The organism is Streptomyces sp. ERV7 (assembly GCF_001653515.1).
In the GTDB taxonomy this organism is placed as follows: Bacteria; Actinomycetota; Actinomycetes; order Streptomycetales; family Streptomycetaceae; genus Streptomyces.
Genome location: NZ_LYOY01000001.1, coordinates 616,614 through 638,954 on the forward strand (window position 1 = coordinate 616,614; position 22,341 = coordinate 638,954).

General features: G+C 72.2%; 14 protein-coding genes and 4 pseudogenes. 11 read left to right on the forward strand and 7 right to left on the reverse strand.

The window, feature by feature from the left end; translation table 11 throughout:
- Positions 1–52 precede the first annotated feature (52 nt).
- The gene (locus A8W25_RS02720; protein ID WP_067155115.1) at positions 53–1,150 is read left to right on the forward strand and encodes an NAD(P)-binding domain-containing protein; all 1,098 of its coding nucleotides are present in this window, start codon (positions 53–55) and stop codon (positions 1,148–1,150) included.
- 70 nt (positions 1,151–1,220) lie between these two features.
- Here A8W25_RS02720 and mltG read toward each other — a convergent pair whose 3' ends face one another.
- Entirely contained in the window at positions 1,221–2,069 is an 849-nt protein-coding gene (gene mltG, locus A8W25_RS02725) for an endolytic transglycosylase MltG (RefSeq protein ID WP_067155118.1), read from the reverse strand.
- Positions 2,070–2,096: 27 nt separating this feature from the next.
- Positions 2,097–3,902 (reverse strand): ABC transporter ATP-binding protein, encoded by a 1,806-nt coding sequence (locus tag A8W25_RS02730; protein ID WP_067155121.1) that lies wholly within the window; start codon positions 3,900–3,902, stop codon positions 2,097–2,099.
- 150 nt (positions 3,903–4,052) lie between these two features.
- Here A8W25_RS02730 and A8W25_RS02735 point away from each other — a divergent pair, with 150 nt between their 5' ends.
- Both A8W25_RS02735 and A8W25_RS02740 read left to right on the forward strand, forming a co-directional pair.
- The gene (locus A8W25_RS02735; RefSeq protein WP_067155124.1) at positions 4,053–4,496 is read left to right on the forward strand and encodes a MarR family winged helix-turn-helix transcriptional regulator; all 444 of its coding nucleotides are present in this window, start codon (positions 4,053–4,055) and stop codon (positions 4,494–4,496) included.
- A gap of 12 nt (positions 4,497–4,508) precedes the next feature.
- A pseudogene (locus A8W25_RS02740) lies at positions 4,509–6,668 on the forward strand (FAD-binding and (Fe-S)-binding domain-containing protein); the annotation flags it as partial.
- Between the two features lie 139 nt (positions 6,669–6,807).
- Here A8W25_RS02740 and A8W25_RS02745 read toward each other — a convergent pair.
- Positions 6,808–8,382 carry a peptide-N4-asparagine amidase gene (locus A8W25_RS02745; protein WP_324616178.1) on the reverse strand — a complete coding sequence of 525 codons (1,575 nt, stop codon included), beginning with the start codon at positions 8,380–8,382 and terminating at the stop codon, positions 6,808–6,810.
- Between the two features lie 158 nt (positions 8,383–8,540).
- On the opposite strand from A8W25_RS02745, the gene A8W25_RS02750 reads away from it, so the two are divergent.
- Together A8W25_RS02750 and A8W25_RS02755 are read left to right on the forward strand one after the other, a co-directional pair.
- Positions 8,541–10,370 carry an ABC transporter transmembrane domain-containing protein gene (locus A8W25_RS02750; RefSeq protein ID WP_067155130.1) on the forward strand — a complete coding sequence of 610 codons (1,830 nt, stop codon included), beginning with the start codon at positions 8,541–8,543 and terminating at the stop codon, positions 10,368–10,370.
- Positions 10,367–12,148 (forward strand): ABC transporter ATP-binding protein, encoded by a 1,782-nt coding sequence (locus A8W25_RS02755; protein WP_067155133.1) that lies wholly within the window; start codon positions 10,367–10,369, stop codon positions 12,146–12,148. The genes A8W25_RS02750 and A8W25_RS02755 overlap by 4 nt, the downstream gene beginning before the upstream one ends.
- A gap of 32 nt (positions 12,149–12,180) precedes the next feature.
- Here A8W25_RS02755 and A8W25_RS35530 read toward each other — a convergent pair.
- A pseudogene (locus A8W25_RS35530) lies at positions 12,181–12,423 on the reverse strand (hypothetical protein); the annotation flags it as partial.
- A gap of 83 nt (positions 12,424–12,506) precedes the next feature.
- Positions 12,507–13,286, reverse strand: a pseudogene (locus tag A8W25_RS02760) (metal-dependent hydrolase); the annotation flags it as partial.
- 123 nt (positions 13,287–13,409) lie between these two features.
- Between A8W25_RS02760 and A8W25_RS02765 the strand changes: the two are divergent.
- Genes A8W25_RS02765 through A8W25_RS02775 form a run of 3 tightly spaced genes read left to right on the forward strand, consistent with a single transcriptional unit; the run spans position 13,410 to position 17,351 of the window.
- Entirely contained in the window at positions 13,410–15,923 is a 2,514-nt protein-coding gene (locus tag A8W25_RS02765) for a DEAD/DEAH box helicase (RefSeq protein ID WP_067155136.1), read from the forward strand.
- A gap of 28 nt (positions 15,924–15,951) precedes the next feature.
- A complete protein-coding gene (locus tag A8W25_RS02770) occupies positions 15,952–16,830 on the forward strand; it encodes an acyl-CoA thioesterase (protein WP_067155139.1) in 879 nt (292 codons plus the stop codon).
- A gap of 32 nt (positions 16,831–16,862) precedes the next feature.
- On the forward strand, positions 16,863–17,351 hold the full coding sequence (locus tag A8W25_RS02775; protein ID WP_067155142.1) for a glutathione peroxidase: 489 nt from the start codon (positions 16,863–16,865) through the stop codon (positions 17,349–17,351).
- An 81-nt stretch (positions 17,352–17,432) separates the two neighbouring features.
- On the opposite strand, the gene A8W25_RS02780 is transcribed toward A8W25_RS02775, so the two are convergent.
- Positions 17,433–18,662 (reverse strand): acyl-CoA dehydrogenase family protein, encoded by a 1,230-nt coding sequence (locus A8W25_RS02780; RefSeq protein WP_067155145.1) that lies wholly within the window; start codon positions 18,660–18,662, stop codon positions 17,433–17,435.
- A 214-nt stretch (positions 18,663–18,876) separates the two neighbouring features.
- On the opposite strand from A8W25_RS02780, the gene A8W25_RS02785 reads away from it, so the two are divergent.
- Entirely contained in the window at positions 18,877–19,527 is a 651-nt protein-coding gene (locus A8W25_RS02785; RefSeq protein ID WP_067155148.1) for a TetR family transcriptional regulator, read from the forward strand.
- A gap of 31 nt (positions 19,528–19,558) precedes the next feature.
- Here the strand turns inward: A8W25_RS02785 and def are convergent.
- Positions 19,559–20,098: pseudogene (gene def / locus A8W25_RS31850) on the reverse strand (peptide deformylase); the annotation flags it as partial.
- Between the two features lie 117 nt (positions 20,099–20,215).
- On the opposite strand from def, the gene A8W25_RS02790 reads away from it, so the two are divergent.
- Both A8W25_RS02790 and A8W25_RS02795 read left to right on the forward strand, forming a co-directional pair.
- The gene (locus tag A8W25_RS02790) at positions 20,216–21,454 is read left to right on the forward strand and encodes a MurT ligase domain-containing protein (protein ID WP_067155151.1); all 1,239 of its coding nucleotides are present in this window, start codon (positions 20,216–20,218) and stop codon (positions 21,452–21,454) included.
- Between the two features lie 23 nt (positions 21,455–21,477).
- The gene (locus A8W25_RS02795; protein ID WP_067155154.1) at positions 21,478–22,206 is read left to right on the forward strand and encodes a type 1 glutamine amidotransferase; all 729 of its coding nucleotides are present in this window, start codon (positions 21,478–21,480) and stop codon (positions 22,204–22,206) included.
- Positions 22,207–22,341: the final 135 nt, after the last annotated feature.

Here is a 22,341-nt window from a genome sequence, read left to right on the forward strand (position 1 = left end):
CCGTCCGGGCCGAGCGCGGGGCCGCCCCTTCGGGAAGATCCACGCACCCCCCATGGTTGGTAGAGCCGTGAACGACTTCGGGGCACAGGACGTGGACGTGGTGGTCATCGGCGCGGGGCAGGCGGGGCTGTCCGGTGCCTACCATCTGCGCCGGGCGGGGCTTGAGCCGGACCGCGACTTCGTGGTCCTCGACCACGCGCCCCGGCCGGGCGGCGCCTGGCAGTTCCGCTGGCCCTCGCTGACGTACGGCAAGGTGCACGGGATGCATGCGCTGCCGGGGATGGAGCTGACCGGCGCGGACCCGGCCCGGGCCTCTTCGGAGGTGATCGGGAAGTACTTCACCGACTACGAGGACACCTTCGGGCTCCACGTCCACCGGCCGGTCGACGTGAGCGCCGTACGGGAGGGCGAGGGCGGGCGGCTGCGCGTCGAGACCTCCGAAGGCGCGTACTCCACGCGCGCGCTGATCAACGCCACCGGTACCTGGGACCGGCCGTTCTGGCCGCGCTATCCGGGCCAGGAGACGTTCCGGGGGCGCCAGCTGCACACCGCGAACTATCCGGGACCGGAGGAGTTCGCAGGTCAGCGTGTGGTCGTGGTGGGCGGCGGCGCCTCCGGCACCCAGCATCTGATGGAGATCGCGGACTACGCGGCCGCCACGACCTGGGTGACCCGGCGCCCGCCCGTCTTCCGCGAGGGCCCGTTCACCGAGGAGTGGGGACGGGCGGCGGTCGCGATGGTCGAGGAGCGCGTACGGCAGGGGCTGGCGCCGAGGAGTGTGGTGTCGGTGACGGGGCTGCCGCTCAACGAGGCGATCCGCGCCGCGCGCGCGAACGGTGTTCTGGACCGGCTGCCCATGTTCGACCGGATCACGCCGAGTGGGCTGGCGTGGGACGACGGGCGGACGGTCGACGCGGACGTCATCCTGTGGGCCACCGGGTTTCGGCCCGTGATCGACCATCTGGCGCCGCTGAAGCTGCGTACGCCCGGCGGTGGCATACAGATCGAGGGCACCCGCGCCGTCAAGGACGAGCGGGTGCATCTGGTGGGATACGGGCCCTCCGCTTCCACGATCGGGGCGAATCGAGCGGGGCGCGCGGCTGTTCGGGAGATCAAGGCGTTGCTGGACGCCCCGGTGGAAGTGGCGTGATGCGTCCGCGGGCCGCCTTGGGCCGGTCGCGCCCACGCAGCGGAGCCGCACATGGCACAGCCCCGCGCCCCTAGGAGGCCGGGGCGGAGCTCGCCGTGAGCTTGCCCCGCGTCTTGTTGAACTCCCTGACGTTCCGTTGCTGTTCCGCGTAGTCCGCCGTGAAGCGCGTGTCTCCGGGGGCGACCGTGACGAAGTAGAGCCAGTTGCCCGGCGGTGGGGCGATCGCCGCGTCCAGTGCCTGCTGGCCCGGGTTGTCGATCGGCGTCGGCGGCAGCCCACCGCGCGCGTAGGTGTTGTACGGGCTGTCGGTGCGGGTGTCCGCGTGGGTCGTGGTCAGGGTGGAGCGGTTGAGCGCGTAGTTGAGCGTCGAGTCCATCTGTAGCGGCATGCCCTTGGCCAGCCGGTTGTAGACGACCCGGGAGACCCTGCCCATGTCGGCCGCGGTGTCGGCCTCCGCCTGCACGATGCTCGCCACGACCACGGTCTGATAGACCGTCATGCCCTGGCGGCGGGCACCGGCCCCGATGTGGTCCTTGCCGAACCGCTTGTTGGCGGTGTCGACCATATAGGCGAGCAGCCCGCCCGGGGTGGTCTTCCGGGTCACCGGATAGGTGGCCGGGAAGAGATAGCCCTCGGGGTTGCCCCGGGCGTCGGCCGGGAGGGCGAGCCCGGACTCGGACGCCGCCCGGCGGGTGGTGCCCGCCTCCGCCCCGAGGCTCTTGTCGACGGCCGCGTACACCTGCCCGGACCGCCAGCCCTCCGGGACGACCAGGGACTTCACCTCGCCGCCGGTCTGCCGCAGCACCAGGACGAGCACCGCCGCCCCGACCACCAGCAGCAGGCCGAGCGCGCCCAGGAGCAGCCGGCCGCGCCGGGTGAGCCGGGTCCGGGGTCCGGACCCGCGCGTGGACTCCGTCATACGGGCACGGTAGCGCCGCGGACCCCGTCAGGAGGCGACCGGCGCCAGCCGTGCGTCGCGGCGCACCAGTGCGGCGTACTTGCCGTCCTGGTCGAGCAGTTGCTCGTGGGTGCCGCGCTCGGCTATCCGGCCGCCGTCCAGTACGACGATCTGGTCGGCGTCGCGGACGGTGGAGAGCCGGTGCGCGATGGTGAGCGTGGTGCGGCCCGCCGAGAGCGCGTCGATCGCCTGCTGCACGGCGTGTTCCGTACGGGTGTCCAGCGCGCTGGTCGCCTCGTCGAGGATGAGGACGGGCGGGTCGCGCAGGATCGTCCGGGCGATGGCGAGCCGCTGCTTCTCGCCGCCGGAGAAGCGGTAGCCGCGCTCGCCGACCACCGTGTCGTACCCGTCGGGCAGGGACGCGATGTGGTCGTGGATCTGGGCCGTACGGGCGGCCGCCTCCAGCTCCTCGTCGGTGGCGTCGGGCTTGGCGAAGCGCAGGTTGTCGGCGACCGAGGCGTGGAAGAGATAGGTCTCCTGGGAGACCACGCCGACCGCGCGCGCGAGGGTGTCGAAGTCCAGGTCGCGGACGTCGACGCCGTCGAGCGTGACCCGCCCGCCCGTCACGTCGTACAGCCTGGGCACCAGATAGCTGAGCGTGGACTTCCCGGAGCCGGTGGGGCCGACGACGGCGAGGCTGCTGCCGGCCGGGACGGCCACGTCGACCTCGCTGAGCGTGGGGCCGCTCTTCTCGTCGTAACCGAAGTCGACCGACTCGAAGCGGAGCTCGCCGCGGACCTTCTCCAGGCGGACCGGGTGCTCGGACTCGGTGATGTCGACCGGCAGGTCCAGGTATTCGAAGATGCGCTGGAAGAGGGCGAGCGAGGTCTGCATCTGCACTCCGGTGGAGAGCAGGCTCACGGCGGGCCGGAACAGGCCCTGCTGGAGCGAGACGAACGCGACGAGCGTGCCGATGGAGACCGAGGGGCCGCCCGCCTGCAGGGCGAGGCCCGCGGCCCAGTAGATGACGGCGGGCATGGCGGCCATGACGATGCCTATGGTCGACATCCGCCACCGGCCGGCCATGCTGGAGCGCACTTCGAGGTCGACCAGCCGCTCGGACTCGGCGGCGAAGGACTTGGTGAGCGAGTCGGCGCGGCCCATGGTGCGGCCGAGCAGGATGCCGCTGACCGACAGGGACTCGGTGACCTCGGCGGCCATCGCGGCCATCTGCTTCTGACGCTGGGTGGTGATCTTCTTGCGCTCGCGGCCGACCTTGCGGCTGATCCAGACGAAGACCGGGAGCAGCAGCAGCGAGACGACGGTCAGACGCCAGTCGAGGGCCAGCATGGCGACCACGGTGGCGATCACGGCCGTCAGGTTGGAGACGAGCGAGGTGGCGGTGGAGGTGACGGTCGCCTGCATCCCGCCGATGTCGTTGGCGATTCGGGACTGGACCTCGCCGGTCCGGGTCCGGGTGAAGAAGGCGAGCGGCATCCGCTGGAGCTGTGCGTAGACACCGGTGCGCAGGTCGTGCATGACGCGCTGGCCGACGGTGGTCGAGATCAGCGTCTGCAGGACGCCGAAGACGCCGGTGACGACGGCGGTCGCGAGCATGCCGAGGGCGAGCAGGCTGAGCAGCCCGGTGCGGCCCTGCGGGATGGCGACGTCGAGGATCTCGCGCAGCAGGAACGGCGAGGCGACCGAGACGAGTGAGGACGCGGCGACCAGCAGGCCGACGACGGCCAGCCGGCCGCGGTAGGGGCGGAAGAGCCGCAGAATGCGCCGCGTCTGGGCGGGCGGCTGTTCCTGGTCACGGGCCGGGGGTCGCCAAGAGGATTCTTCGGGGTGCATGGGCTCCTTCGACAAGGGGTGAGACGGCAGGACGGCGCCGTTCGCAGGGTCTGTTCAGGCCACCGCGGCGACGCCATTGACAAGACTTGGCGGAGCATAGCTCACTGTTACCTATACTCACAATGCACATGGTCCTGATATTGTTCCCGTATGAGCACCACCGACGCCGACGGCGTGCTGGCCGAGCAGTTGCTCCGGCTCACCCGCAGACTCCACCGGATCCACAAACAGCATCTGGAGCCGGTCGGCATCACCCCCGCCCAGTCCCGGCTGCTGCGCACGGTCGCGCACTACGAGAACCCGCCCCGCATGGCCGATCTCGCCGCCCGTCTGGAGGTGGTCCCGCGCGCCGTGACCACGCTGGTCGACGCGCTGGAGGAGAGTGGGAACGTGCGCCGGGTCCCCGACCCGACCAGCCGCCGCGTGGTGCGCGTCGAGCTCACCGACACCGGCCGGGCGACGCTGCGTTCGCTGCGCGGCGCGCGCCGGGGCGCGGCGGAGGAGATCCTGGCGCCCCTGACCGCCGACCAGCGCGAGGTGCTCGGCGGTCTGCTGTCCGCTCTGGTCGACGGAGTGCCCGAGCGCCGCTGCTGAGGGGATCCCCGTATGCCGCTCCTGGAGCCGAAGCCGCAGGCCCTGCGCCCCTCCGGGCGGCGCGCCGAGTCCCCGGACCGGGTCCCGGACCGGCTCGCGGAGGGCACCCCGGAGCCGCTGCGCGGCGAACTGACCGCCCTGCTCGGCGCAGAGAAGGTGCTGTGGAAGGTCTCCGACCTGGTGCGGTACGCCTCGGACGCCAGCCCGTACCGCTTCGTCCCGCAGGTCGTGGTGGTCGCCGAGGACATCGACGACGTCTCGGCCGTCCTGTCGTACGCGCACGGCAAGGGCCGCGAGGTCGTCTTCCGGGCGGCCGGGACCAGCCTCAACGGCCAGGCGCAGGGCGAGGACATCCTGGTGGACGTGCGCCGCCACTGGGCGGGTGTCGAGGTCCTGGACGGCGGCGCCCGCGCCCGTGTCCGGCCCGGCACGACCGTCGCGCGCGTCAACGCGGCGCTCGCCCGGCACGGCCGCGTCCTCGGCCCCGACCCGGCCAGCGCACTCGCCTGCACGATCGGCGGGGTCGTCGCCAACAACGCCTCCGGGATGACCGCGGGCACCGCCCGCGACTCCTATCGCACCCTCGCCTCGCTCACCTTCGTCCTGCCCAGCGGCACCGTGGTCGACACCGGCGACCCGCGCGCCGACGAGGACCTGGCGCACGCCGAACCCCGGCTGTGCGCGGGCTTGCGGGCGCTGAAGGCGGAGATCGGGGCGGACCCGGAGCTCACCGCCCGGATCCGGGCCAAGTTCGCCATCAAGAACACCAACGGCTACCGGCTGGACGCGTTCCTCGACGGTTCGACGCCGGTGGAGATCCTGCGCGGGCTGATGGTCGGCTCGCAGGGCACCTTCGGCTTCATCTCCGAGGCCGTCTTCGACACCCTGCCGCTGGAGCGCCTGCTCAGCACGGCGCTGCTCTTCTTCCCCACGCTCCCGGCGGCGGCCGCCGCGGTGCCGCTCTTCAACGAGGCCGGGGCGCTCGCCGTGGAGCTGATCGACGGCAACACCCTGCGCGCCTCGGTGAGCGTGCCGGGCGTCCCGGCCGACTGGGCGTCGCTGCCCAGGGAGACGGCCGCGCTGCTGGTGGAGTTCCGCGCGCCCACCGAAGCGGGCCGCGAGGCGTACGAGGAGGCCGCGGCCCGGGTGCTGGCCGGGCTCGACCTGGTCGCCCCGGTCGCCTCGGTGACCAACGCGTTCACCCGCGACACCGAGGCGATCGCGGGGTACTGGAAGGCCCGCAAGGCGTTCGTGACGGCGGTCGGCGGCTCCCGCCCGGCCGGCACGACGCTGATCACCGAGGACTTCGCGGTACCGCCGGCCCGGCTCGCCGAGGCCTGCGAGGCGCTGCTCGCGCTCCAGGGGACCCATGGCTTCGACGCGGCCGTCGCGGGCCACGCGGCCCACGGCAACCTGCACTTCCTGCTGGCGTTCGACGCGGCCGAGCCGTCCGACGTCGAGCGGTACGCCGCGTTCATGGACGACTTCTGCCGCCTCACCGTGGAGCGCTTCGACGGCTCGTTGAAGGCCGAGCACGCCACCGGCCGCAATATCGCGCCCTTCCTGGAGCTGGAGTGGGGTCCGAGGGCCACCGACCTGATGTGGCGGACCAAGCGGCTCATCGACCCGGACGGGGTGCTCGCGCCGAGGGTCGTCCTGGACCGCGACCCGCGCGCCCATCTGCGCGGCCTCAAGACCATCCCCAGGGTGGAGCGGGTCGCGGACCCCTGCATCGAGTGCGGCTTCTGCGAGCCGACCTGCCCCAGCCGTGATCTGACCACCACGCCCCGGCAACGGATCGTGCTGCGGCGGGAGATGCTGCGCCAGAGCGACGGCTCCCCCGTCCAGGACGCGCTGCTCGACGCGTACGGATACGACGCCGTGGACACCTGCGCGGGCGACTCGACCTGTGCGCTCGACTGCCCGGTGGGCATCGACACCGGAGCCCTGATGAAGGGCTTCCGCCATCTGCGGCACAGCCCGCGCGAGGAGCGGGCAGCCGCCCTCACCGCCCGTCACTTCAAGGCGGTCGAGGCCTCGGCGCGACTCGCGGTGGGCGCCGCCCGCGCCCTCGGGGACCGCCTCGGCGACCGCGCCCTCGCGCGCGTGACAGGTCTCGCCCGCAAGGCCGTGCGCCCCGACCTGGTGCCCGAGTGGCTGCCCCAGATCCCCATGTGGCGGAGCCACCTGTCCTGGGACACCGTGCGGCGATCGCACGCGCCGGGCGTCGGGGCGCAGGCGGGGGTTCAAAGACAGGCTCTCAGGCCGCGGGGCCCGTGCTTGGCGGCGAGCACGGGCCCCGCACCCGCCGTCAGCAGCGCCGCAGATCCTCGGTGAGGGTGCCCTGGGCGGTCTTGAGGCTTCGGTCGTAGCAGCCGTCGGAGCCGAACAGGCGGTAGCGCTCGGCGGAGGTGCCGGTCGCGTGCCGCTGGTCGCGCGGGACGTTCATGGTCCAGGAGGCATCGCCCCGGTAGGTGTCGTCCAGACGCGACCAGGAGATGGCCCGGCCGCCGCGCAGAGTGGCGGTGTCCGCGAGGTCCCCGAGGGTGATCACGGTCCGCAGCCGGTCGTCCGCGCCGATGGTGATGGCGCCGTCCATCGTGTACGTACGGTGCACGCGCGCGGTGACGGCCGGGCCGCGCCCGTCCGTGGTGACCGCGCTGTCGTCGGTCCACCTCCCCTTCAGGGCGTCGGTGTTCTCGCCCTCGGTCCAGCGGTGGACCGTGTCGGCGGCCACGCTGCGGGCGACCGTGGTGGTGACCCGGCCGTGCGAGGTGTCGAGATGGCCCGCAGTGGTCAGCCGGTGGGCCGCCTTGGCGTCCAGGCGCTGCTCGGCGCCGGGCGTGTAGGTGGTGGAGCCGGCGGGCTCGCTCTCCTCGTGGCGGGTGAGCGCCCCGGTGACGACCTCGCTGCCCCGGTCCTGCCAGACGAGGACGTTGACCGGTGCCGACCAGCCGGACTGCCCCTCGGGGACCCCGGCGACGGACACCTCCACCTGGTGCGCGCGGCCGTCGTTGAGCAGCGCCGCGTAGGGCGTCAGGTCGTACTCGATCGGCCGGACGTCGAAGGCGTGGGGCGCGGGGACGACGTACCAGAGGAAGGGGTTGGACCAGCCGCCGGTCCACACGTTCGGGAACGGTGAGGCGATTCCCGCGAGTTGGCCGTCGACCTTGATCCGCACCTCGCGGTTGGGCCCGGCCGCGGCCTTGCAGGAGTAGGGCGCGGGGTCCGGCACCGCGAGGTACCAGAACTCCTCGCAGCCGCCGCCCGAGCCGGTCGCGTACACCTCGGCGAGAATCCGCTCGGAGTTGCGCGGCGTGGTCAGCGCGGTGCCGTCCAGCGGCAGCACCCGGTCCGGTGCGGCGGCGGGCTTCACCCGGCCCTCGGCGGCGTAGAACGTCAGGGTGACCTTGACGTCGATCACGCCGGTGTACGTCTCGTCGACAACGTTGCCGATGAGCATCTCCACGGGCCGCGCGGAGCGGAAGGTGTCGCTGTAGCGGGTGACGTCCTTCTCCACGTTCCAGGCGATGCCGTCCGGCGAGGGCTCGGGCGTCGACGTCCGCAGCACCTCGACGCCGCCGACGTGGAGATAGCCGAGGCGGTCGTACTGCCTGCCCTTGACGGTCCCGTCGAGCCGCAGCACCACCTTGCTCCACCGGTCGCCGCACCCCTTGGGCGGCGCGTAACTCCCCTTGTACGGCGTGAAGTCGCGGAACTGCGCCTGCGCCAGGGTGACTTGGCAGCTGCGGGTGTGCGGGACGGCGACCGGCGGCACCGCGGTGACCGGGTCGTGCCAGTCGGTGCCGGCCGGGCCCGCGCCGAGCAGCGCGCCCGCCGCGAGCACCAGTCCGCCGATCATGGACATGATCCTGAGTGATCTCATGCGTCAGGAGTGAAGCGCGAGCGGGCGCCGCGCGCCAGGGGCGGACCGCCAGTCTTGGCGTGTTCCGGTCACCCGGACGCGAAAATCGATTGCCCCGGGGCCCCGCGGAAGGCGAACCTTGTTCGGTTTGAACCACTCTTTCCGATCCTTGGGACGTCATGCAGATTCGCGATCTTCCTTATACGGATCCAGGCGAACCGGACGTCCGCTCGGGTCCCCGCTTCCTGCTGTGGCTGGGCCGCGGCCAGCTCGCCGGACAGCTCAAGTCGCTGGCCTGGGGGCTGCTGCACCAGTGCGGCATCGCCGGGCTGCCGCTCGCCGTGGGCATCGCCGTCCAGGCCGTGATCGACCGCTCGGGGGCGCGGCTCGCGCTCGCGGGCGGCCTCATCGCGCTGCTCGGCGTCGCCATCGCCGTCGGCGAGACCATGCTGCACCGCACCGCGGTGACCAACTGGATCACGGCCGCCGCGCGCGTGCAGCAACTGCTCGCGCGCAAGACCGCCGAGCTCGGCTCGGTGCTCACGCGCCGGGTCGCGGCCGGCGAGGTCGTGGCGGTCTCCACCGGCGACGTCGAGAAGATCGGCTGGTTCGTGGAGGCGCTGTCGCGGTTCGCGGCGGCCGCCGCCGCACTGGTGATCATCTGTGTCGGCCTGGTGCTGTACCAGCCGGCGCTCGGCGTCGTGGTCGCCATCGGCGTTCCCGTACTGGCCCTGGCCGTCCTGCCGTTGCTGCCGCCCGCCACCCGGCGGGCCGACATCCAGCGCGAGAAGGCGGGCCGGGCCACCGAGCTGGCCTCCGACACCGTGGCCGGGCTGCGGGTGCTGCGCGGCATCGGCGGCGAGGAGCTCTTCCTCGGCCGCTACCGCGAGGCCTCCCAGGAGGTCCGCAGGGCCGCCGTGCGCAGCGCCCGTATGTGGTCGCTGATCTCGGCGGTCCAGGTGCTGCTGCCGGGCCTGCTGCTGATCGCGGTGGTCTGGTACGGGGCGTCGCTGGCCCGCGACGGCCGGATCGAGGTCGGTGAACTGGTCACCGTCTACAGCGCGGTGACGCTGATGCTGTTCCCGCTGCGCCACTTCGAGGAGATCGCCATGGCGTACTCCTTCTCGCGGCCCTCGGCGAAGCGCGCGGCCCGGGTGCTGGCGCTGAGCCGGTCCATTGACCCGTCCGGGACGGACACGGGGGTGCCGTCCCGGACGGAAGCCGTGCGGGCCGGTCCTTCCCGGCTCGCCGCCCACGGCCCGTCCGGCGACCTGTACGACCCGGCGACCGGACTGCTCGCGCCCGAGGGCCGGTTCACGGCCGTGGTGTGCGGCGACCCGGACGCGGCGGGACGGCTGGCCGAGCGCCTGGGCGGGCACGCCGTCGAGGCCGACGGCCTGCCGTCCGCCCTGCTCGGCGGGGTCGCGCTCGACGGGCTCCCGCTGGATACGGCACGGGCCGCCGTCCTGGTGCAGGACAAGGACCCGGTGCTGCTCTCCGGCACGCTCCACGAGCTCCTGGACGTGCCCTCGTCAGGGAAGGTCGCGGCCGCCGAGGCGCTGGCGGCGGCGCAGTGCGACGACGTCCTCGACGCGCTGGCCCAGGCGTCGGTGGACACCGACGGCGACCCGATGCGCACCCGGATCACCGAGCGCGGCCGGTCGCTCTCCGGCGGCCAGCGCCAACGCCTGGCGCTGGCACGGTCGTTGGTGACCGACCCGGAGGTGCTCGTCCTGGACGAGCCGACCTCGGCGGTCGACTCGCACACCGAGTCGCGGGTCGCGGACGGCGTCAAGCGGCTGCGCGCGGGCCGGACGACGGTGGTGTTCTCCTCGTCGCCGCTGCTGCTCGACCTGGCGGACCGGGTCGTCCTCGTGCACGACGGCGAGGTGGCCTCGGTCGGGGTGCACCGCGAGCTGCTGCACACCGACTCCCGCTACCGGGCGGTGGTCACCCGCGAGACGGACGAAGAGACCGAAGCACTGGAGAAGTGGGAGGAGACGGCATGATCGGCGTGGCGGCACCCGAGTACGACCCGGCGGCCCCGCAGTCGGCCACCACCCTGCCCGTGGGCACCCCGGCGACCGTCCGGGCGTACGTACGTCAGCTGATGCGGCGCCACCGCAAGGCGTTCGCGCTGCTCGTCGGCGTCAACGCGGTCGCGGTGATCGCCTCGATGGTCGGCCCGTATCTGCTCGGCGGCGTGGTCGAGGACCTGTCGAACGACGTACGGGACCTCCATCTGGAGCGCACGGCCGCGCTGTTCGCCCTCGCGCTGATCGTGCAGACCGTGTTCGTCCGGCTGGTGCGGCTGCGCGGCGGGATGCTCGGCGAGGAGATGCTGGCCGATCTTCGCGAGGACTTCCTGGTGCGGTCGGTGGGGCTGCCGCCGGGCGTCCTGGAGCGCGCGGGCACCGGCGATCTGCTCTCCCGGATCACCACGGACATCGACCGGCTGGCCAACGCGATGCGCGAGGCCGTGCCGCAGCTGGCCATCGGTGTGGTGTGGGCGCTGCTGCTCATCGGCGCGCTCGGCGTCACCGCGCCGCCGCTGGCGCTCGCGGTGCTGGTCGCGGTGCCGCTGCTGGTGGCGGGGTGCCGCTGGTACTTCAAGCGGGCGCCCTCGGCGTACCGCTCGGAGGCGGCCGGGTACGCGGCGGTCGCCGCCGTGCTCGCCGAGACCGTCGACGCGGGCCGGACCGTCGAGGCGCACCGCCTGGGCGAGCGCCGGATCGCGCTGTCCGAGCAGCGGATCACCGAGTGGACGGCCTGGGAGCGGTACACGCTGTGGCTGCGCTCGGTACTCTTCCCGGTGATCAGCGTCACCCATATGACGATCATGCTCGCGGTGCTGATGATCGGCGGCACGTTCGTCCTCAACGACTGGCTCACGGTCGGCCAGTTGACCACGGGCGCGCTCCTCTCCCAGATGCTGGTCGAGCCGGTGGGCCTGATCCTGCGCTGGTACGACGAGCTCCAGGTCGCCCAGGTCTCGCTGGCCCGGCTCGTCGGCGTCCGGGAGATCGAGCCGGACGCGGGCGACGCCGAGGTGCGCCCGGACGGCCGGGCCGTCGAGGCGGACGGGGTGCGCTTCGGCTACCGCGCGGGCGTGGACGTACTGCACCAGGTCTCCCTGTCGGTGGCGCCGGGCACCCGGCTGGCCCTGGTGGGCCCGTCCGGCGCCGGCAAGTCCACGCTGGGGCGGCTGCTCGCGGGCATCTACGCCCCGCGCGAGGGCCGCGTCACGCTCGGCGAGGCCGAGCTGTCGCGGATGCCGGCCGAGCGGGTGCGCGAACACGTGGCGCTGGTCAACCAGGAGCACCATGTGTTCGTGGGCTCGCTGCGGGACAACCTGCTGCTGGCCCGGCAGGGCGCCGGGGACGCCGAGCTGTGGGCGGCCCTGGGCGCGGTCGACGCCGACGGCTGGGCGCGGGCGCTCGACGACGGCCTGGAGACGGAGGTCGGCTCCGGCGGGCTCGCCCTCACCCCGGCGCAGGCCCAGCAGATCGCGCTGGCCCGGCTCGTCCTGGCGGACCCGCACACGCTGGTCCTGGACGAGGCGACCTCGCTCCTCGACCCGCGTGCCGCCCGTCACCTGGAGCGCTCGCTGGCCCGGGTGCTCGATGGCCGTACGGTCGTGGCGATCGCCCACCGGCTGCACACCGCGCACGACGCGGATGTGATCGCGGTGGTCGAGAACGGCCGGATCAGCGAGCTGGGCAGCCATGACGCCCTCGTCGAGGCCGACGGGGCGTACGCGGCGCTGTGGCGGTCCTGGCACGGGTGAGACCCCGGCCGGGGGGCGCGGCGGTCAGCGGTCAGTCCCGCGCCCGGACGGAAGGAGGCCACGGACCGGCCGTCCGTGAGCAGCCCGGGTGCGAGACCGGCCGCCACCAGCGAGGACTCGCCGACCCCGGACGGGCCGGTGACCACGACGAGCGGCCGGTCCCGCACCATCGCGCACAGCCCGGCGACCTCCCGCCCGCGGCCGACGAAGAGCCCGGCCCGCACGTCCTCGGGCCGGCCGCCGCGCTCCAGCAGCATCGTCGGAATCCGCCCCATGCGGTCGCCCCGCCGCCCTCGCTGCCGTACGAGCGCGGCTCATCCGCCCAGACGCGGGAGCCGCCGCGATGACGGGTCCCCTCGAGCGCCCCCGCCGCCCCTACCCCGCCGAGCACCATGAAGACGGGCATCAGCACCTTCAGCTCCACCCAGCTCCCGGCCCGGAAGCGCATCGCCTTCGGCGGGCCCAGCGGGTACCAGCGCCTGCGGCCCAGCGGGATCGGCCACAGGATCGGGCAGCCCGAGACGGTCAGCGCGTCCCCGATGTCGTGGACCAGGGCGCCGAGCACGATCGGCAGGCCCAGCCACAGGTACTCCTGGCCGGAGCCGCTGAAGAGCCAGTCCGAGCCGTTGCCGGGCTTGTCCAGGACCCCGGCCATGATCCAGGCGCCGGCCGCGCCGAGCAGCCAGACCAGGACGTCGCTGGACATCCGGGCGGCCCGCCACAGCAGGCCCTCCACGGCGAGCACCACATGGACGAAGAGGATGCCGAGCACCGCCCAGCGACCGCCGAACACCGCCGCGGCCGAGGCGCCCGCGCCGATCAGGACGGCCCACAGCCAGGTGTGCGTGAGAGTGCGGTGGCCGCCGTTGCGGCGCGGGTCGCCGGGGCCCCTGGTCGCCTTGTAGACGGCGTGCGAGAGGTCGTCGACGATGCCGCACAGGGCCCGGGAGACCGGTCCGAAGGCGCGCGAGATGGTCGCGGACTTGTGGTCGAGGTCGGGCGCGAGCGCCGCCCCGGCGCTGATCAGCGCGCCGACGACGAGCACCGGCCACGGCATGGCGTGCCCCGCGGCCGCGGTGGCGGCCCCCACCCCCAGCCAGGCTGCCGCTCCTGACAGTGAGTGCGCAGGTCCCATCATGACCGTGCCCCGCCCCATTTCCTGTTGTCCCGTGACCCAGTTGACGAGGCAGCCTATCGCTCATGATCTTCTTGCCCGTCCTCCGGTTCCCTCTCATGGGGGGAAGCCAGGCAAGATGGGGGCGTGACCCTTATCGATCAGCTGCCGCCGAGTGCCGACCCCGATGCCCTTTTCGAGGCCTTCTCCACCTGGGCCGAGGAGCGGGGCATCTCCCTGTACCCGGCCCAGGAGGAGGCGCTGATCGAGGTGGTCTCGGGGGCGAACGTGATCCTCTCCACCCCGACCGGCTCCGGAAAGAGCCTGGTGGCGGCCGGTGCGCACTTCGCGGCGCTGGCCCGGGACGAGGTCACGTTCTACACCGCGCCGATCAAGGCGCTGGTCTCGGAGAAGTTCTTCGACCTCTGCAAGCTCTTCGGCACCGAGAACGTCGGCATGCTGACCGGCGACGCGTCCGTGAACGCCGACGCCCCGGTCATCTGCTGCACCGCCGAGGTGCTGGCCTCCATCGCGCTGCGGGACGGCAGGCACGCCGACATCGGCCAGGTCGTGATGGACGAGTTCCACTTCTACGCCGAGGCGGACCGCGGCTGGGCCTGGCAGATCCCGATCCTGGAACTGCCGCAGGCCCAGTTCGTCCTGATGTCGGCGACGCTCGGCGACGTCTCGATGTTCGAGAAGGACCTGACCCGGCGCACCGGCCGGGAGACCGCGGTGGTCCGCTCGGCGACCCGGCCCGTACCGCTCTCGTACGAGTACGTCACCACGCCGATCACCGAGACGCTGACCGAGCTCCTGGAGACCCGGCAGTCGCCGGTCTACATCGTGCACTTCACCCAGGCCCAGGCGGTCGAGCGGGCGCAGTCGCTGATGTCGATCAACATGTGCACGCGCGAGGAGAAGGACGCGATCGCGGAGCTGATCGGCAACTTCCGCTTCACCACCAAGTTCGGCCAGAACCTCTCCCGCTATGTGCGCCACGGCATCGGTGTGCACCACGCGGGCATGCTGCCCAAGTACCGCCGTCTGGTGGAGAAGCTGGCGCAGGCGGGTCTGCTGAAGGTGATCTGCGGTACGGACACCCTCGGCGTCGGCGTCAACGTGCCCATCCGCACGGTGCTGTTCACCGCGCTCACCAAGTACGACGGCAACCGGGTGCGCACCCTGCGCGCCCGCGAGTTCCACCAGATCGCGGGCCGGGCCGGACGGGCCGGGTTCGACACCGCCGGGTTCGTGGTCGCCCAGGCGCCCGAGCACGTCATCGAGAACGAGAAGGCGCTCGCCAAGGCGGGCGACGACCCCAAGAAGCGCCGCAAGGTGGTCCGCAAGAAGGCCCCCGAAGGCTTCGTGGCCTGGTCGGACACCACCTTCGAGAAGCTGATCGGCGCCGAGCCCGAGCCGCTGACCTCGCGCTTCAGGGTCACCAACATCATGCTGCTCTCGGTGATCGCCCGGCCGGGCAACGCCTTCGAGGCGATGCGCCGCCTCCTGGAGGACAACCACGAGCCGCGCAAGGCGCAGCTGCGGCACATCCGCCGCGCCATCGCCATCTACCGCTCGCTGCTCGACGGCGGTGTGGTGGAGCAGCTGGACACCCCGGACGCCGAGGGCCGCACCATCCGGCTCACCGTCGACCTCCAGCAGGACTTCGCGCTCAACCAGCCGCTGTCCACGTTCGCGCTCGCGGCCTTCGACCTGCTCGACCCCGAGTCGCCCTCGTACGCGCTGGACATGGTCTCCGTCGTCGAGTCGACCCTTGACGACCCGCGCCAGATCCTCGCCGCCATGCAGAACAAGGCGCGCGGCGAGGCCGTGGGCCAGATGAAGGCGGACGGGGTCGAGTACGAGGAGCGCATGGAGCGGCTCCAGGACATCTCGTACCCGAAGCCGCTGGAAGAGCTGCTGTGGCACGCGTACAACGTCTACAAGAAGTCGCACCCGTGGGTGGGCGACCACCCGGTCTCGCCGAAGTCCGTCATCCGTGACATGTACGAACGGGCGCTCACCTTCACGGAGTTCACCTCCTGGTACGAGCTGGCGCGCACCGAGGGCATCGTCCTGCGCTATCTGGCGAGCGCGTACAAGGCGCTCGACCACACGATCCCGGACGACCTGAAGACCGAGGACCTGGAAGACCTGATCGCCTGGCTCGGCGAGATGGTCCGCCAGGTCGACTCCAGCCTGCTGGACGAGTGGGAGCAGCTGGCCAACCCGGAGATCGAGACCGCCGAGCAGGCCCAGGAGAAGGCCGACGAGGTCAAGCCGGTCACCGCCAACGCCCGTGCCTTCCGCGTCCTGGTGCGCAACGCGATGTTCCGCCGGGTGGAGCTGGCCGCGCTCGACAACGTGGACGCGCTCGGCGAGATGGACGCCGAGGCCGGCTGGGACGCGGACGCCTGGGGCGAGGCGATGGACAAGTACTGGGACGAGTACGAGGACCTGGGCACCGGGCCCGACGCACGCGGTCCCAAGCTGCTCGCCATCGAGGAGGACGCGGCGCACGGCCTGTGGCGCGTCCGGCAGACCTTCGCCGACCCGAACGGCGACCATGGCTGGGGAATCAGCGCGGAGGTCGATCTGGCGGCCTCCGACGAAGAGGGCCGCGCGGTGGTGCGCGTCACCGACGTCGGCGAGCTCTGACCCCCGCTCCCGAGAGGACCGCGACGACATGACCAACCCCGCCGAGAGACTCGTCGATCTGCTCGACCTGGAGCAGATCGAGGTCGACATCTTCCGCGGCCGCAGCCCCGAGGAGTCGCTGCAGCGTGTCTTCGGCGGCCAGGTGGCCGGCCAGGCGCTGGTGGCGGCCGGGCGCACCACGGACGGCGAGCGCCCGGTGCACTCGCTGCACGCCTACTTCCTGCGCCCCGGCCGCCCCGGCGTCCCGATCGTCTACCAGGTCGAGCGGGTGCGGGACGGCCGGTCGTTCACCACCCGCCGGGTCACCGCCGTCCAGCAGGGCCGCACGATCTTCAATCTGACGGCGTCCTTCCACCAGCCGGAGCCGGGCAGCATCGAGCACCAGCTGCCGCCGCGCCTGGACTTCCCGGAGCCGGAGTCGCTGCCGACGGTCGCGGACGAGATCCGCGAGCACCTGGGCGCGCTGCCGGAGGCCCTGGAGCGGATGGCGCGCCGCCAGCCCTTCGACATCCGGTACGTGGACCGGCTGCGCTGGACGCCGGACGAGATCAAGGACGCGGATCCGCGCAGCGCGGTGTGGATGCGGGCGGTCGGCCCGCTGGGCGACGACCCGCTGGTGCACACCTGCGCGCTCACCTACGCGTCCGACATGACGCTGCTCGACGCGGTCCGCATCCCGGTGGAGCCGCTGTGGGGTCCGCGCGGCTTCGACATGGCCTCGCTCGACCACGCGATGTGGTTCCACCGGCCGTTCAGGACCGACGAGTGGTTCCTGTACGACCAGGAGTCCCCCATCGCGACCGGCGGCCGGGGCCTGGCCCGCGGCCGCATCTACGACCGCGAGGGCCGGCTGCTGGTGTCCGTGGTCCAGGAGGGCCTGTTCCGCCCGCTGCCGCCCCGCGACTGATCCGTCCCACCCCTGTTACGAGGAGCTAGTTGATGAGCCTGTACGACATCCCGCTGCGCACGCTGACCGGCGAGGCCACCTCGCTGGCCGACTACAAGGGCAAGGCGGTGCTGGTCGTGAACGTGGCGTCCAAGTGCGGTCTGACCCCGCAGTACGCCGGTCTTGAGCGCCTCCAGGCGCAGTACGGCGAGCGCGGCTTCACCGTGCTCGGCGTGCCGTGCAACCAGTTCGGCGCCCAGGAGCCCGGCAGCGCGGACGAGATCCAGACGTTCTGCTCGGCGACATACGGAGTGACGTTCCCGCTCCTGGAGAAGACGGACGTCAACGGCGACGACCGCCACCCGCTGTACACGCGTCTCACCGAGGTCGCGGACGCGGACGGCGAGGCCGGCGACATCCAGTGGAACTTCGAGAAGTTCCTGATCTCCCCCGCCGGCGAGGTGGTCGCCCGGATCCGTCCGCGCACCGAGCCGGAGGCCCCGGAGGTCGTCGCGGCGATCGAGGCGCAGCTGACGGTCTGAGCGGCCGCACAGCTTCCGGAGAAACGATACGGCTCCGTTCCCGCCACACGGGAACGGAGCCGGTTGTGTAGCGGCAGAAAGCTAGCGGATCGGCATGCCCGACAGGGTGCGGGCGATCACGAGTCGCTGAATCTCGCTGGTCCCTTCGAAGATCGTGTAGATCGCCGCGTCCCGGTGCATGCGCTCCACCGGGTACTCGCGGGTGTAGCCGTTGCCGCCGAGGATCTGGATCGCCTGCGCGGTGACCTTCTTGGCGGTCTCGCTCGCGTACAGCTTGGACATCGAGCCCTCGGCGGAGGTGAAGGGCCGGCCCGCCGTGGCCATCCAGGAGGCGCGCCACACGAGGAGGCGGGCCGCGTCGATCTGCGTACGCATGTCGGCGAGCTGGAACGCGACGCCCTGGTTGTCGATGATCGGGCGGCCGAACTGCTCGCGGCCCTTGGCGTATTCGAGTGCGTAGTCGTACGCGGCGCGGGCCGTGCCGACCGCCATGGCGCCGACGGCCGGGCGGGAGGCCTCGAAGGTGGCCATGGCGGCGTTCTTCACGCGCTCGCCGCCGCCCGCCTTCGCCTTCTCCCGGGCCCGGGAGAGGCGCTCGTCCAGCTTCTCCTTGCCGCCGAGCAGGCAGTGCCCGGGGACGCGCACGTCCTCCAGGACGACCTCGGCGGTGTGCGAGGCGCGGATGCCGTGCTTCTTGAACTTCTGGCCCTGGGAGAGGCCCGGAGTGCTCGGCGGCACGATGAAGGAGGCGTGGCCCTTGGAGCCGAGGTCGGGGTCGACGACGGCCACGACGACGTGGACGTTGGCGATGCCGCCGTTGGTGGCCCAGGTCTTGGTGCCGTTGAGCACCCACTCGTCCTTGGCCTCGTCGTACACGGCCTTGGTGCGCATCGAGGCGACGTCGGAGCCCGCGTCCGGCTCGGAGGAGCAGAAGGCGGCGACCTTCACGTCGTCCACGTCGCCGTACATCTGCGGGATCCAGGTGCCTATCTGCTCCTCGGTGCCGTTGGCGAGGACGCCGACGGCGGCCAGGCCCGTCCCGACGATCGACAGGGCGATGCCCGCGTCGCCCCAGAACAGCTCCTCCATGGCGACCGGGATGCCGAGACCGGTCGGGTCGAAGAACTGTTGGGCGTAGAAGTCGAGGGAGTAGATTCCGACCTTGGCGGCTTCCTGGATCACCGGCCAGGGGGTCTCCTCGCGCTCGTCCCACTCCGCGGCGGCGGGCCTGATGACGTCCTTCGCGAACCCGTGCAACCAGTCCCTGACCTGCTTCTGGTCGTCGTTGAGCTCCATAGTGAACTCAGCCATGTCCCCTCCACCACTTCCCGTGCCACAGACAAGCGTTACTTGCGGTAACGGCAGTATGTTACTCGCCGGTAGAGCCTGTCAACCAGCGAACCGTCACTCAGCGCGGGACCTGGCCGGAGTGTTACGTTGCGCAGGCATTCCGGATGGCGGAACACGTCGGCGGAACCGCGTAACACGTAAGACGCAGTACGAGTACGGGCGGGGAGACGAAGCCATGGAGACCACACACCAGGCCGAGCAGCAGCGGACGTCGGCCGAGAGCCGTCGTCGGGAGCTGCTGGAGGCGGCGGACCGGGTGGTGCTCCGGGACGGCCCCAAGGCGTCGATGAACGCGATCGCCGCGGAGGCGGGGATCACCAAGCCGATCCTGTACCGGCACTTCGGGGACAAGGGCGGGCTGTACCGGGCGCTGGCGCAGCGCCACACGGACGCGCTGCTCGCGGCGCTGCGGGCGGCGCTGGACGCGCCCGCGGAGCGCCGTGAGCGCGTCGAGGCCACGCTGGAGACGTATCTCGCGGCGATCGAGGCGCGGCCGCAGGTGTACCGCTTCCTCATGCACCCCGCGGAGGAGACCGCCGGCGGTGAGCACGCCGGGTTCGACGTGGGCCGGCACTCCGCGCCGCTGCTGCGGCGGATGGGCGAGGAGCTGGGCGTGGTGATCGCCGAGCGGATCGACCTGGGGCCGGGGAGCGAGGCGCTGGCGCGGGTGTGGGGCCACGGGATCGTCGGCATGATGCACGCGGCGGGCGACTGGTGGCTGGGCGAACGCCCCTGCTCGCGCTCCGAGTTGGTACGGGGCCTGGCGGACCTGCTGTGGGGCCGCCTCGCCGCGGCAGCAGACCGCGCGGGCGGCCCGGGCTTCTAGCCGCCCCTCCCCGGGGTGGGGGATAGATTCCTCGGGCGCCCCACGGGGAACGGCGGATGCCCCGCAGCAGCCTCCCCCTCCTCCACCCCGTCAAGCGATCCGCGTACACCAACCCCTCCAGGTGGTCCATCTCATGCTGGAGGCACCGCGCGAAGAACCCCGTCCCGGAAACCCTCACCGGATCCCCCGATGCCGTCCATCCCTCCACCACCGCCTCGTCGTACCGCTCCGTACCGGCCTCCAGACCCGGCAGGGACAGACAGCCCTCGGGGCCGCGGACGACCAGGCCCTCCGCCGACACCAGACGGGGGTTGACGAGGTGTCCGAGGTGGCGGACGTCCTCGTCGTCGGGGCAGTCGTAGACGAACACCCGTAGCCCCACGCCGATCTGATTGGCCGCGAGGCCCACCCCGTTCGCCGCGTACATCGTCGCGAAGAGGTCCTCGACCAGCCGGCCCAGGGACGGACCGAAGTCGGTGACGGGCTCACAAGGGGCGTGCAGGACCGGTTCGCCGAGGAGAGACATCTCTCGTACGGTGCCGGAACTGCCGGGAATCGGGCGGTGGCGCATGGCCGCAAGCGTACGTTCCGGGCCACCCGGAGCCGCGCTGGTGGTGGCGCGGTTCGGGCCGCTGTCCGGATCTCGATAGGCTGAGGTCCGACCCAGGCGCAAGGAGGATCAAGGACGATGGCAGGCAACGCGGAGCCGCTGTCACCGCGGGCCAAGCTCGCCGTGACGGCGGGCAAGGCCGCTGCGGCGGTGTCGCGCGCGGCGGGGCGGGGCAGTGGATCGGTGATCGGCGGCCGGGTGGCGCTCAAGCTGGACCCCGATCTGCTGGGGCGGCTGGCGAACCACCTGGACGTGGTCCTGGTCTCGGCGACGAACGGCAAGACGACGACGACCCGGCTCATCGCCGAGGCGCTGCGGGCCAGCGGCCCGGTGGTGTCCAACGCGCTGGGCGCCAACATGCCCGCGGGCATCACCTCGGCGCTGGCGGGCGGCTCGGACGCCCGCTTCGGCGTGATCGAGGTGGACGAGAAGTACCTCGCGGGGGTCGCGCGCGATGTGACGCCCAAGGCGATCGCACTGCTCAACCTGAGCCGCGACCAGCTCGACCGGGCCGCCGAGACCCGGATGCTCGCCGAGCAGTGGCGCGAGGGACTCCAGGGCACCAAGGCCGTGGTGATCGCCAACGCCGACGACCCGCTGGTCGTCTGGGCGGCGTCCTCCTCCCCCAACGTGGTGTGGGTGGCGGCCGGCCAGGAGTGGAAGGACGACGCCTGGTCGTGCCCCGCCTGCGGCGGTGTGATGCAGCGCCCCGGCGACGACTGGTTCTGCGGTGAGTGCGGCTTCCGCCGCCCCGCCCCGAGCTGGGTGCTCAACGGCGACTACGTGCTGGACCCGCACGGTTCGGCCTGGCCGATCCACCTCCAGCTGCCCGGCCGCGCCAACAAGGCCAACGCCGCCACCTCCGCCGCGGTCGCCGCGGTCTTCGGGGTGCCGCCGCAGGTCGCGCTGGAGCGGATGTACCAGGTGCAGGCGGTCGCGGGGCGCTACGACGTGGTGTCCTTCCAGGGCCGTGAGCTGCGGCTGCTGCTCGCGAAGAACCCGGCGGGCTGGCTCGAAACGTTTTCTCTGATCGACCCGCCGCCGACGCCGGTGATCCTCTCGGTCAACGCCCGGGGCGCCGACGGCACGGACACCTCGTGGCTGTGGGACGTCGACTACACCCGGCTCGCCGGTCACCCGATCTTCGTGATCGGCGACCGCAAGCTGGACCTGGCGGTCCGCCTGGAGGTCGCGAACCTGGACTTCCGGGTCTGCGAGAGCCTCGCGGAGTGCGTACAGCTCGCGCCCCCCGGCCAGATCGAGCTGATCGCCAACTACACCGCCTTCCAGGACGTGCGCCGCACGGTCGGCAACTGAGACCCCCTAAGGAGCAAGCGAGCATGAGCGACAACAGCCTGCGCCTCGTGTGGGTCTACCCCGACCTGCTGAGCACCTACGGCGACCAGGGCAACGCGCTGGTCGTGGAGCGCCGGGCGCGCCAGCGCGGCCTCGACGTGGCGCGCCTCGACGTCCGCAGCGACCAGCCGGTGCCGTCGTCCGGCGACATCTATCTGATCGGCGGCGGCGAGGACCGGCCGCAGCGGCTCGCGGCCGAGCGGCTGCGCCGCGACGGCGGCCTCCAGCGCGCCGCCGCCAACGGCGCGATCATCTTCTCGGTCTGCGCCGGGTACCAGATCCTGGGCCACGAGTTCATCAACGACCTCGGCGAGCGCGAGCCCGGCCTCGGTCTGCTTGACGTGGTCTCCACCCGGGGCGAGGGCGAGCGGTGCGTCGGCGACGTGCTGGGCGACATCGACGAGCGCCTCGGCCTTCCGCAGTTGACCGGCTTCGAGAACCACCAGGGCGTCACGCACCTGGGCCCCACGGCCCGCCCGTTCGCCCGGGTCCGTCTGGGCCGGGGCAACGGAACCGGCGACGGCACCGAGGGCGCGTACAACGAGACGGTGTTCGGCACGTACATGCACGGTCCCGTCCTCGCGCGGAACCCGCAGATCGCGGACCTGCTCCTCAAGCTGGCCCTCGATGTGAACGCGCTGCCGCCGACCGACGACCGCTGGTTCGAGGCGCTGCGCGCCGAGCGCATCGCCTCGGCGACCCAGCCCGCCTGACCCGGCCCGAGCGCCGCGGGACGGCGTTCGTACTTTCGTCTGACGTCCATCAGTCGGACGTCTGATTCGGCCCCGCCACCCTGCGCCGGTAGGGTGGCGGGGATCCAACCGGACGACGGGGTCCGGTCGTCGGCC